General features: G+C 39.8%; 9 protein-coding genes, 1 pseudogene and 1 other annotated feature. Of the genes and pseudogenes, 9 read left to right on the top strand and 1 reads right to left on the bottom strand.

Annotated elements, in window-relative coordinates; genetic code table 11:
- Positions 1 to 34 precede the first annotated feature (34 nt).
- From opp4A to MKY20_RS23105, 4 genes are all read left to right on the top strand, one after another.
- Positions 35 to 1,765, top strand: a complete 1,731-nt coding sequence (gene opp4A / locus MKY20_RS23120) for an oligopeptide ABC transporter substrate-binding protein (protein WP_192908361.1) — start codon at positions 35 to 37, stop codon at positions 1,763 to 1,765.
- A 99-nt stretch (positions 1,766 to 1,864) separates the two neighbouring features.
- The gene (gene opp4B, locus MKY20_RS23115) at positions 1,865 to 2,830 is read left to right on the top strand and encodes an oligopeptide ABC transporter permease (protein WP_019381485.1); all 966 of its coding nucleotides are present in this window, start codon (positions 1,865 to 1,867) and stop codon (positions 2,828 to 2,830) included.
- Positions 2,831 to 2,842: 12 nt separating this feature from the next.
- Entirely contained in the window at positions 2,843 to 3,763 is a 921-nt protein-coding gene (gene opp4C, locus MKY20_RS23110; protein ID WP_009331218.1) for an oligopeptide ABC transporter permease, read from the top strand.
- Between the two features lie 505 nt (positions 3,764 to 4,268).
- Entirely contained in the window at positions 4,269 to 5,015 is a 747-nt protein-coding gene (locus tag MKY20_RS23105; protein ID WP_217027886.1) for a YjbA family protein, read from the top strand.
- 32 nt (positions 5,016 to 5,047) lie between these two features.
- Here the strand turns inward: MKY20_RS23105 and trpS are convergent, their stop codons facing one another.
- Positions 5,048 to 6,037 (bottom strand): tryptophan--tRNA ligase, encoded by a 990-nt coding sequence (gene trpS, locus MKY20_RS23100; protein ID WP_009331213.1) that lies wholly within the window; start codon positions 6,035 to 6,037, stop codon positions 5,048 to 5,050.
- 111 nt (positions 6,038 to 6,148) lie between these two features.
- Positions 6,149 to 6,368: a binding site (T-box leader), on the bottom strand.
- A 614-nt stretch (positions 6,369 to 6,982) separates the two neighbouring features.
- Here trpS and MKY20_RS23095 point away from each other — a divergent pair.
- The 5 genes and pseudogenes from MKY20_RS23095 to MKY20_RS23075 all read left to right on the top strand — a co-directional run bounded on the left by MKY20_RS23095 (position 6,983) and on the right by MKY20_RS23075 (position 12,595).
- Positions 6,983 to 8,629: pseudogene (locus MKY20_RS23095) on the top strand (peptide ABC transporter substrate-binding protein).
- Positions 8,630 to 8,724: 95 nt separating this feature from the next.
- Positions 8,725 to 9,660 carry an ABC transporter permease gene (locus MKY20_RS23090; protein ID WP_009331211.1) on the top strand — a complete coding sequence of 312 codons (936 nt, stop codon included), beginning with the start codon at positions 8,725 to 8,727 and terminating at the stop codon, positions 9,658 to 9,660.
- Positions 9,660 to 10,577 (top strand): ABC transporter permease, encoded by a 918-nt coding sequence (locus tag MKY20_RS23085; protein ID WP_026041682.1) that lies wholly within the window; start codon positions 9,660 to 9,662, stop codon positions 10,575 to 10,577. Before MKY20_RS23090 ends, MKY20_RS23085 begins: the two co-directional genes overlap by 1 nt.
- A gap of 12 nt (positions 10,578 to 10,589) precedes the next feature.
- Positions 10,590 to 11,657, top strand: coding sequence for an ABC transporter ATP-binding protein (locus MKY20_RS23080; RefSeq protein WP_009331209.1), 1,068 nt, complete (start codon positions 10,590 to 10,592; stop codon positions 11,655 to 11,657).
- 2 nt (positions 11,658 to 11,659) lie between these two features.
- Positions 11,660 to 12,595 (top strand): ABC transporter ATP-binding protein, encoded by a 936-nt coding sequence (locus MKY20_RS23075; protein ID WP_009331208.1) that lies wholly within the window; start codon positions 11,660 to 11,662, stop codon positions 12,593 to 12,595.
- Positions 12,596 to 12,962 lie beyond the last annotated feature (367 nt).

Raw genomic sequence — 12,962 nt, 5'->3', positions numbered from 1 at the left:
GCTTTGTCAAAAAATATTTTTCGGGGGGAAACTAATGAAGAAATCAGCATTTTGGCTGCTATCACTTCTGCTGGTCATGTCTGTATTCCTGGCAGCATGTTCTGGCGGCGGAGAGAAAGCCAGCACTGAAAAGGAACCAAAAGATGATGGGAAAGCATCAGGAGAAGCTCAAGAGGGTGGAACAGTAACATTCGGTTACACTCAGCCATTTAAAGGTGTTTTATCTTATGCTTATTACGAGGGTGAAGATGATGTCAATGCCCTTCAGTTTATGCATGAAGGCTTGCTCAAAGTAAATGATGAGCTTATATCTGAACCGAATCTGGCAGATTATGAGTTATCTGAAGACAATACTAAATTAACTTTCAAGCTTAAGCAAGGAGTTAAATGGCATGATGGTGAAGAATTAACAGCAGAAGATATGGAATTTGCATGGTATTTAATTGCTGATCCAACTTATGAAGGTGCACGTTTTGCTAACGTAGCAATGATCAAAGGTGCTCAAGAATATAAAGACGGAAAAGCTGAGTCAATTGAAGGGATCAAGGTAGTTGATGATTATACAATTGAAGTGACAGTAACTGAGCCTTCTGTTAACTTATTGGAAAATATTTGGGTTTATCCTGAGCCAAAGCACCATTACGGGGATATTTCTTCTAAAGAGCTTCCGGACTCAGATCAAATCCGTAAAACTCCAATCGGTGTAGGGCCTTTTAAAGTGAAAAACATCGTACCTGGTGAAATGATTGAATTTGAGCGTTTTGATGATTACTGGCAAGGACCAGCTAAATTGGATGGTGTAGTTTACAAAATTATTGATGGTTCTCTTGCGCAAGGTTTAGTGCAAAACGGAGAAATCGATGTTATTGAAGCTCCAAAAGATCAGTGGGAAGCTATTAAAGCTCTTGACAATGTAAATCCAGTAGAAGCAGATGCCATGTCTTACAGCTATATCGCTTTTGACTGGGGTCATTATGACACTAAAAAAGGTGTAGTAGTTTCTGATAACAAGAAATTCCAGAACAAATCCCTTCGCCATGCCATGGCACACGCAATTGACCGTCAGGCATTTATCGATGGCTTTGCAAACGGATTAGGAAAACCATTAAACACTCCTTTCCCATCAGTATCTTGGGCAAAAATTGATGATTCAGAACTCAATCAGTATGAGTATGATCCAGAGAAAGCAAAGAAATTACTTGACGAAGCAGGCTATGTAGATAAAGACGGCGACGGCTTCCGTGAAGATCCAGAAGGCAAGCCATTTACAATTAATTTTGATGCAATGGCAGGCGCTGAAACTTCAGAAGCACGTGCTCAATTCATCCTTCAATCCTGGCAGGAAGTTGGCTTAAATGCTAAGCTAAACGGCGGTTCATTAAAAGATTTCAACCTATTCTATGACACTATTGAAGCAGATGACCCATCTGTTGAAACATTCATGGGTGCTTGGGGACTTGCTAATGATCCAGATCCAGCTGGAATCTGGTTATCCACTGACAAGTGGAACATGTGGAGATGGTACAGTGAAAAGTCTGATGAGCTAATCAAGAAAGGGGTAACTTTCCCTGAAGATGCTAGTAAAGATGTAACTGAACACCGTCAGGAAGTCTACAACGAATGGCAAAAGCTTGTTAACGAAGAATTGCCGATCATTTTCTTCGAGCAGCGTGTAGATCCATGGGCGATCAACAAGCGTGTTGGCGGAGTGAAAGTAACTCCATTTGGAACTGATGAGTTCCACAAGTGGCACATTGTAGAGTAATAGGATAAAAGGAACCTGTATTCCTTGGGGGGATTTTGTTCTCCCAAGGAATACAAGTTTAACCAGCGAATAAATTTTTGTTTGGTAAGGGGAATGGAAATGCTACAGTACACAATTCGACGACTCATAGGTATGATTCCAATAATTTTCCTTATCTCAGTAGTGGTTTTCACCCTCGCAAAGCTTATGCCTGGTGATGCCCTATCTGGAAAAATTGACCCATTAAACTCAGATCCGGAGTATATTGAAGAAATGCGTGAGCAGATGGGATTGAATGATCCTATTCCTGTGCAGTATGTCCGCTGGATGAGTGGTGTGGTCCAAGGAGATTTTGGAGATTCATTTGTTCATAAGCGCCCGGTTATGGAATTAATTGGTGACCGTTTGCCGAACACGATCATTTTAGGAATATCAGCTCTTTTAATTACTTATTTATTAGCCTTTTTAATGGGAAGATACTCTGGGCGATTTGCCTATAGCATGGGAGATTATTTAATATCAGCCTTTAACTATCTAGCACTTGCAATTCCCAGCTTTGTTGCAGCTTTGGTTGCCATTTATATTTTTGCCATCAATCTTGGATGGGTTCCAGCCAGTGGAAGTATCGGCAGCGGGGTAGAAGCGGGAACACTGGAATATTATTTAAGTAAAGCAAAACATACAGTATTGCCGGCTATTGTCCTGGGAGCCATGGCTACAGCCGCTTACACACAGTTCTTGAGAAATGATATGATCGAAAGCTCTCGCAAGGATTATGTTCGTACAGCAAGAGCTAAAGGTACGAAAGAATCTGCGATTTATAATAAGCACATTCTAAGAAACTCAATCATACCTATTGTTACATTACTTGGATTCGATATTGCCAATCTTTTTGGAGGGGCAATTATCACAGAAACCATTTTCACATACCCTGGCATCGGTTATTTATTCGTAGAATCAGTTAATGCACGTGATTATTCTGTCATGATGGCCATTGCCATGATGCTGACTATTTTGACCCTGATTGGAAATTTAGTTGCAGATTTACTATATGGTCTAGTAGATCCGCGTATTCGTTTAAGTTAGGTAGGTGGGAGTATGGAACCATCAATATCACAGCAAACTTCGCCAGGTTTAGCAGAACCTGTTAAACCTCCGAAGAGTCAATCACCATGGGCTCTCGCCCGCCGCAAGTTTTTGCGCAATAAAGTAGCAATGGTCAGTCTGGTCTTCCTGCTGCTAGTCTGTGCAATGTCCATATTGGCTGAGCCGCTAACTATGCCAGTTGAGGAGACAGCTAAGATCAATTTAACACAAATGAGTAAAGAACCATCTGCTGAACACTACTTTGGCACTGACAAGTCAGGCAGAGACGTCTTTGCCAGAACTCTGCACGGCGGCAAGACTTCACTCTTGCTTGCATTCTCTATCACGCTAGCTGTTATTACTATTGGTACTCTTGTTGGTGCTACTGCGGGGTATTTTGGCGGCTGGGTCGATAATGCCCTAATGAGATTTACAGACTTTATGATGAACTTCCCATTCCTGCTATTTGTTATCGTATTAAAATCAATTTTTATCGAATCAAGTACAGGAACCCTTATATTCGTAATAAGTGTACTCAGCTGGACAGGAACTGCCCGTCTTGTGCGAAGCAAGGTCATGGCTGAGAAGGAAAATGAATATATTATGAGTGCGGTTTCCATCGGATGCTCTGCACCAAAGACCATTTTTAAACACTTGCTGCCGAATGTAATGTCAACCATTATCGTTCAGGCGACCATTACACTGGCAGCGATGATTGTAGCTGAAACAGGCCTAAGCTTCTTGGGATTCGGTGTTCCGATCAACATTCCTACGTGGGGGAATATGCTTCAGGAAGCAAGAAGTCCGGATGTTTTAACCAGTAAGTGGTGGATATGGATTCCGCCAGCTGCGGTTTTAACATTTACAATCCTATCGATCAACTTCATTGGAGAAGGCTTAAAAGATGCCTTCAATCCTAAATCCAACAGATAGTTAAGAAACGCCTATTTCAGGCGTTTTTTTGTTTTTTTCAGGCTAATAGCTTGTACATATCCGAACAGCTTCCTTCATATACATGTAAAAAAAGACTGGGGTGAGTTTATGGCAGCATTAAGACCTTTTGGGACTCACGCATATAGTAAAGAAAATGTTATTTAGGGCATTTTGGCTTTTAACTGGTTTTGGGATTTCTGTTTCAGGAGGAGTCAGTGTAATAGGGTATTTAAATTTGCTTACAACTGGACATACCTTCAAAGAATATCTCTATTTTATTATCTCGCGTCCAGAATGTTATTTGCTTCCGATCGGTATTATTATTATAACTTTAAGCATATATTTTCCTTATTCAAGTGTGAATGAATAAAGGGAAGGTATTTATTCAGCAATGCCATTACAAAATTTATTACAAAAAATGGATTGCGAGTGCAATATAGGAATAAATTTACGGCCTACTGCCCATACTGAGTGACAAATAGTTTGTTGAAGTGGGGGTTGAAAAATGTTGTATCTTCATGATGTTTGGGTGAATTGGTTTGAAGGAGAGGAGAATGGATACAATGTATGCCATTTTCATGAATGGAGAAAAGATGATGGCGTAGAACTGCTTGATCAGGTTCCGCTGTTAAAGATTGACCCGGTTCTTTTTAATTATATTGAAAATGATCTTTCTGAGCTGCCACAACAACTGCTAGATGATATTTATCAAAAAGCTTACTTAAGGAAAAATCATGAACGCATTCAATTGGAGTATTGTTTTGTTGTTTCAGACGGGACAGGCATATTGGCAGTCGATACGATCGGCTACAATATCCCTATCAGAAAAAGCAGACTTATCCCGCGGCAGGAGCAGCTGGCATATGAAATGCTTGAAAATCAGGAAACGGCAGCCTATTCGTTTAATGATCAAACAGCATTAAAGGAATTTCATATCCTTTCTCCATCTCCGGATTTGATGGCAGGCCTGACGAGAAAAGAAAGACAGCTTAAACAGCTGCTGTTTATGGCGCTGGATCAGCTTCACTCTTCCAAAAATGATGCTGAGATCCGTTATTGGTATACGGAGTGGAGCCCGGAACGCTATTCGAAAATACAGTCAATGAACTTTGAAGAGGCATGGTATGAACTTTACGATGAAAGTAAATACGGCTGGTCAGTTAAACACGAGAAGTTTTGTGAAAATTTAATTAAAGGACAGCCGTTTTTTGAGAAGATGTGGGAAATGGAGCATGGTCCAAAAGTGAATTAGAAAAAATAAAAAAACAGCCAAAAGGCTGTTTTTTATTTTCTCTTACGGCCGAGTCCCATGGCACTTTCCATTTTTTTAATCATTTTGTATGCAGCCTTATTCGCTTTTTCAGCTCCCTGATCAAGTACAAGATCAAGTTCTTCCGATTCCATTAGCGCATAATATTTATCCTGAATTGGCTTAATTGCTCCAACAACAACATCTGACAGGCCGGCTTTAAAATCTCCATATCCTTTGCCTTCGTATTCTTTTTCGATTTCCGCAACAGTTTTCCCTGTAAGAATTGAGTAAATGGAAAGGAGATTGGATACTCCAGGTTTGTTTTCCTTATCATACTTAACAATGCCTTCAGAATCTGTTACAGCACTTTTTATTTTCTTTTCAATTTGTTTAGGATCATCTAATAATGATATAAATGACTTTTTATTGGGATCAGACTTGCTCATTTTCTTTAATGGATCCTGAAGAGACATAACCCTAGCGCCTGCTTTGGCGATTCTTACATCAGGAATGGTGAAGATATCGTTGTATTTCTTATTGAATCTTTCTGCAAGATCGCGAGTTAATTCCAGGTGCTGCTTTTGATCCTCTCCAACCGGAACCAAGTCAGTATTGTATAGAAGGATATCGGCAGCCATCAAAGGGGGATAGGTCAGCAGTCCTGCAGATACGGCATCTTTACCTTCTGATTTGTCTTTGAATTGGGTCATGCGTTCGAGCTCACCGATGTAAGAAACACATTGCATCATCCATCCTGCCTGAGCATGGGCCGGAACTTCCGACTGAATGAATAGGGTGGATTTCTCAGGATCAATCCCAACAGCCAAATATAGTGCAGCAAGGCTTCGGATGTTTTTTCTTAATTCCAGTCTGTCCTGGGGTACTGTTATTGCATGCTGGTCAACAATGCAAAAATAGCAATTGTAGTCATTCTGCAGTTCAACAAATTGTTTCATGGCACCGATGTAATTCCCAAGGGTAATTGTACCGCTGGGCTGGATGCCGGAAAATATAGTTTTCATGTTTTTCCTCCTTTAATCGGCTTAAAAGATCATGAATTGACAGGCGGTGAAGGGGAATTTTTGTGCTATAAGCATAAAAAAAGCATAAAAAAGAACCATTCATCCCTTTAAAATAGGGACGAATGGTCCGCGTTGCCACCCTAATTACTCAAATACTGAGTCACTCTGCCCTATGCAGAATAATGCATAGGTCCCCGATAACGCAGGGAAGCGCCTGAAAAATTCAGAAGCTCAAAAGTCCATTCGATTTACCGGGCTGCCTGTTTGCACCTGCCACAGACTCTCTGTTAAACCCTCAGTAAATGTACTACTCTTTTTTCATTGCCGACTAGATAATTAATTTATATTTGTATTATATAATAAGTTAAACTATCCGGATACAAAAATCAAGTTAATAAAGGGAAAAATAAAAGTCAGCGATAGCCTCTATTTCAAGGCTGCATTTGACAATATATGGGTGATGATTCCTATTAAAATAGCAAAAAATCTTAAAAAGAAAAATTTTTTTAAATCTCAAAAATTCTTAATTTATAAGACTTTTTGACGAAAAATGTCATACTCGATTGGATTGCATGTACAAAAAGCCACTTGCAATAAGTTTTTAAACTATTTATAATAAACGTAACAAACATAATCTTTACGTTTTTGTTACATTTACAACAAAACTATATCACTCCAGATAGCGAGAGTATGGTGCATAATGAGTAAGTTTATAGCTTACATCTTATAGATTACTCCTTTTAATCTGAATTATCAGAATATAAGGATAATCTATCTTTAAGAGAATATAAACTTGCTTTTTTTGTTGCCTTCTAAATAGTCTGCAAATTTTTTAAATTGAATTAACAGACTATTTGAGCAATATATCTGGGGCGCACAGTTGTGTTTTTTGTGAAAGGCAAGCGTAAGGATATTGTTTGAGGAAATTTAATAGGGGGTTATACCGTGAACAAAAGATTATCGATCTTTTTTAGCATGCTGCTTGTGCTAAGCATGTTCCTTGCTGCATGTAACGGCGGCGGAGACAATGCTAACGGCGGCGAAAAAGGCGGAGACGACGGCGGAAAGTCTGATGTACCGCAGGAGTTAAGAGTAAACATCAACACTGAACCACCATCATTAAATCCAGGACTTGCAGAAGATTCGACTTCTGGAACTGTACTTCGTAACGTATTAGAAGGTCTTACTCGCATCAATCAAGATGGTAAGCCTGAAAAAGCAATGGCAGAAGACATTAAAGTTTCTGAAGACGGAAAAACTTATACATTCACAATTCGCGATGCGAAATGGTCAAATGGCGATCCTGTAATCGCTCAAGACTTTGAATATGCTTGGAAATGGGCATTAGATCCTGCCAACAACTCAACTTATGCATACCAGCTTTACTACCTTGAAGGCGCTGAAGCATTCAACACAGGCAAAGGTGAAAAGGATGCAGTTGGTGTTAAAGCTATCGATGAGAAAACACTAGAAGTTAAATTAGTAAATCCAACGCCATATTTTGAAGAATTAACAGCTTTCTATACTTATCTGCCAGTCAACAGCAAGATTGCTGAAGCCAACCCAGATTGGGCAACTGACGCTGGTGAAAATTTCACTACTAACGGTCCTTTCCATTTAGTTGAATGGGCTCACAGTGACAAGATCGTTCTTGAAAAGAGCGAAACATACTGGGATGCTGAAACAGTTAAGCTGGACAGCATTGAAATGATCATGATCAATGATCCTAATACTGAATTATCAATGTTTGACAACGGTGAACTAGATTGGGCTGGAGCTCCAACAGGTGCCCTTCCAACTGACGCTATGCAGGCTCTTAAAGACGAAGGCCGCTTAGTTACTCAGCCAATCGCAGGTATTTACAATTACAAGTTTAATACAACTGTAGAACCATTTAATAATGTCAATATCCGTAAGGCTTTTGCACATGCTCTCAACCGTCAGGAGCTTATTGATAACATCCTTCAGGGTGAACAGCTTCCTGCAATGGCAATTGTTCCACCTTCAATGTTTGAAGAAAACGAAAAGGGTTATTTCCCTGATAACGATGTAGAAAAAGCTAAAGAATATTTACAAAAAGGTCTTTAAGAGCTTGGATTGAAAGATGCTTCTGAACTACCAGCAGTAACTCTTTCTTACAATACTTCAGAGGCACACCAAAAGATTGCTCAGGCAATCCAGGATATGTGGAAGCAGAACCTTGGCGTAGAAGTAACACTTGATAACGCTGAGTGGAATGTATTCCTTGATAATGTAAACCAAATGGATTACCAGGTAGCGCGTATGGGCTGGTTGGGTGACTTTAACGATGCAATCAACTTCTTAGAAATGTACCGTGACGCTGATGGCGGTAACAACAATACTGGATGGGAAAGCAAAGAGTTCCAGGATCTGCTTGCTAAATCTGCAACAGAAACTGACCCTGAAGCTCGCCAGCAGTTATTGAAGGATGCTGAAGCAATCTTCATGGAAGATATGCCAGTAGCTCCAATCTATTTCTATACTAACAACTGGGTACAGGCTGAGAACCTTAAAGATGTTGCAGTATCCGGTCTAGGTGATGTCCAATATAAGTGGGCATACTTCGAATAAACATAGCTAAACTTTACGAAAGGTATATGGGATGCTCAATCCCATATACCTTCGTTTCTGATTAAGGCATTGTAATAAATTGGAGGTGTTTGACAATGGCGAAATATATTGGAAAACGCTTGGTGTACATGCTTCTGTCTCTTTGGATGATTGTTACAGCAACGTTTTTCTTCATGCGCATTGCACCCGGAAACCCTTTTGCATCTGAGAAAAAACTTCCTCCCGAAATTGAAGCAAACCTGAATGCCCACTTTGGGCTGGACAAGCCATGGTATGCACAGTATTGGGAGTATCTCGTTCGAATTGTCAACTGGGATTTTGGACCATCATTTAAATATAAAAGCCAAACTGTAAACGACCTGATTAATGAAGGTTTCCCTGTTTCATTTCTTCTCGGAATGGAAGCCATTTTTATCGCCGTTGCAGTAGGAGTTCTATTAGGAATCATTGCGGCATTAAAACACAATAGATGGCCGGATTACACAGCGATGATTGTTGCTGTATTAGGTATCTCTGTTCCTTCCTTTATCATGGCATCATTCCTGCAATATTTCCTGGCAATAAAAATGGGTATTTTCCCTGTAGCACGATGGGAATCATTTATGCACAGCGTTCTTCCAGCCGTTGCACTAGCTTCCACACCGATGGCATTTATAGCCCGGTTAACTCGTTCCAGTATGCTTGAAGTTCTGGCGAATGATTATATTAAGACTGCTAAATCAAAAGGTTTAAGCAGGGGAGTAATTACAGTAAAACATACGATCCGTAATGCACTATTGCCTGTTGTAACTTATATGGGACCATTAACGGCAGGTATTTTAACTGGAAGTTTCGTTATTGAAAGAATCTTCGGTATTCCTGGACTTGGTGCACACTTTGTAACAAGTATCAATAATCGTGACTATACGGTAATTATGGGTGTAACAGTTTTCTACAGTATTCTGTTGCTTGTATCTATTCTCCTTGTTGACATTGCATACGGAATCATCGACCCACGCATCAAACTTGCTGGCGGGAAGAAAGGAGAGTAATTATGCAGATTTCGAAAGATAAGTTCAAATTAGTCGGAACACAGCTTGGTGAAGCTGAAAAAATTTCAAAACCCAGTCTTTCTTTCTGGAAAGATGTATTTATTCGATTTCGAAAAAACAAGCTTGCCCTGTTTGGATTAGTATTATTAGGACTGCTAATCTTCATGGCAATCTTTGGACCATATATGACTCCATATGATTATGCATCAAATGATCTGAGCAACAAGAACCAGCCGCCTTCTTCTGAACATTGGTTTGGTACAGATGATCTTGGCCGTGATGTATTTGCCCGTACATGGGAAGGTGCACGAATTTCCATCTTCATTGGAGTTGCTGCAGCTGTAATTGATTTAATTATTGGTGTGCTTTGGGGCGGTATTGCCGGTTATAAGGGCGGACGCACAGACGAGGGTATGATGCGCTTTGCCGATATTTTATATGGTGTACCGTACTTATTATTAGTAATCTTGTTAATGGTTGTGCTTGGACAGGGATTGTCTACTATGATCATTGCAATGTCTATTACAGGATGGATCAATATGTCCCGTATTGTACGCGGTCAGGTGTTATCTCTTAAAAATCAGGAATATGTACTGGCAGCCAAAACACTTGGTGCAAATACAAGCAGAATTATGGGCAAACACTTAATTCCAAATTCAATGGGACCTATACTAGTCACAATGACGCTAACGATCCCTTCTGCTATTTTTACTGAAGCATTCTTAAGCTTTATTGGACTTGGTTTAACACCGCCTATAGCGAGCTGGGGAACAATGGCCAATGATGGATTGCCGGCTATGCGTTACTACCCATGGCGCTTATTCTTCCCTGCTACGTTTATCTGTTTAACGATTTTTGCTTTTAACGTAGTTGGCGATGGCCTGCGTGATGCACTAGATCCAAGAATGCGTAAATAAAGGAGTGAGAACATGGAAAAATTACTTGAAGTAAAAAATTTAGAAGTCTCATTCCAAACATATGGAGGTACAGTAAAAGCAGTCCGGGGAGTCAGCTTTGACCTTCATAAGGGAGAGACGCTTGCGATTGTTGGTGAATCAGGTTCAGGCAAAAGTGTTACTTCCCAGTCTATTATGAAGTTAATACCTATGCCGCCAGGCCGAATTTCAGGCGGGCAAATCCTGTTAAATGGTGAAGACATCGTACCAAAAACAGAAAAACAAATGGAAAAAATCCGCGGCAAGGAAATCAGTATGATTTTCCAGGATCCGATGACGTCATTGAATCCAACGATGAGAGTTGGAAATCAGATAATGGAAGTGCTGATTAAACATCAAAATATGACGAAGACTGATGGCAAAAACAGAGCAATTGAATTACTGAGACTTGTTGGTATTCCGATGCCTGAGAAAAGAGTTAATCAATATCCTCATGAATTCTCCGGCGGTATGAGACAGCGTGCAATGATTGCGATTGCTCTTGCAGCCAATCCAAAGCTGCTTATCGCTGATGAGCCGACAACAGCTCTTGACGTTACTATTCAGGCGCAAATCCTGGAGCTTATGAAAGATCTTCAAAATAAAATGGATACATCCATTATCTTTATCACGCACGACCTGGGTGTTGTTGCAAATGTTGCGGACCGTGTAGCTGTAATGTATGCTGGCCAGATTGTTGAAATGGGCACTGTGGATGAAATTTTCTATGACCCTCGTCATCCTTATACATGGGGATTGCTGGCATCAATGCCAAGCTTAGAAAATGATGATAAAGCTGAATTAGCTGCGATACCTGGAACTCCTCCGGATCTGACAAATCCACCAAAGGGAGACGCATTTGCCGCCAGAAATCAATATGCACTTGCAATTGACTTTGAAGAAGAGCCGCCGATGTTCCAGATTTCAGAAACACATTTTGCAAAAACCTGGCTTCTTCACCCGGATGCTCCACAGGTTGAGCCGCCGGAAGCTGTAAAAAGACGTATGCGCCAATTATCCTCCACATTTGAAAAGCCTGTATTAGTGAAGGAGGGAAAATAATAATGGCAGAAAAATTGCTCGAAATTAAAAATTTAAAACAGCATTTTAATGTAGGCCGTCCCAATATGGTGAAAGCAGTTGATGGAATTACTTTTGATATTTATAAGGGAGAGACCCTTGGACTTGTAGGTGAATCTGGCTGCGGTAAATCAACTACTGGTCGAACCATTATCAGATTATACGATGCAACAGACGGTCAAGTTCTTTTTGAAGGTGAAGATGTTCATGGTAAAAAGTCTGCAAAAGAACTAAAAAAGTTTAACCGGAAAATGCAAATGATTTTCCAGGATCCTTATGCTTCCTTAAATCCGCGTATGACTGTTGCCGATATTATTGCTGAAGGCATCGATATTCACGGTTTGGCAAAGAGCAAAAAGGAACGTATGGAGCGGGTTTATGAGCTTTTGGAAACAGTTGGTCTGAACAAAGAGCATGCTAACCGTTACCCTCATGAATTCTCTGGCGGACAGAGACAGCGTATCGGGATTGCCCGCGCGCTTGCGGTTGACCCTGATTTCATTATTGCCGATGAGCCAATTTCTGCATTGGACGTTTCTATCCAGGCTCAGGTAGTAAACCTTATGAAAAAACTGCAGCGTGAAAAAGGATTGACATACTTGTTTATCGCTCATGACTTATCGATGGTTAAGTACATCAGTGATCGTATTGGTGTAATGTATTTCGGTAAACTGGTAGAGCTTGCGCCAGCAGAAGATTTATATAAAAACCCGATGCACCCTTACACTCAATCACTGCTGTCAGCTATTCCGCTTCCGGATCCGGAAACGGAACGTTCCCGCAGAAGAAAATCATATGATACAGCAGTTCACAATTATGCTGACAATGAAAAGCTGGAAATGCGTGAAATTACTCCGGGACATTTTGTTTACTGTTCTGAAAAAGAGTATAACGAATTAAAAGCTCAATATGCCAAATAACAAAAAACGATCTCAACTGAGATCGTTTTTTACATCCTGGAAAAGTCAGTGTTTGCTAAACTTATGTTAATCCTTTTATATAATAAAAAGGAGTTACCAAGATGTAAATGGCTCAGTCATATATGTAGATATTGGAAATATCTCTTTAACACGTTTATTCGCTAACGTAAGCTTTAGTATATAATACAACATTTTCTAGAATATTACTATTAGAATTTTCGATTATTTATATTTTTCCGTCAATTCATTTAACTATACTGTATTTTAATATTTTTTAAATATTATTGGTTTAAAGAACAGTTATTAAGATAATTTAGTATATAGATAGTTCTTAATTCATTGAAATAATTTTATAATGGGTAACAAC

Source organism: Cytobacillus sp. FSL W8-0315 (assembly GCF_038002905.1).
Taxonomy (GTDB): Bacteria; Bacillota; Bacilli; order Bacillales; family Cytobacillaceae; genus Cytobacillus; species Cytobacillus pseudoceanisediminis.
This window is presented reverse-complemented; position numbering and strand designations above follow the sequence as displayed.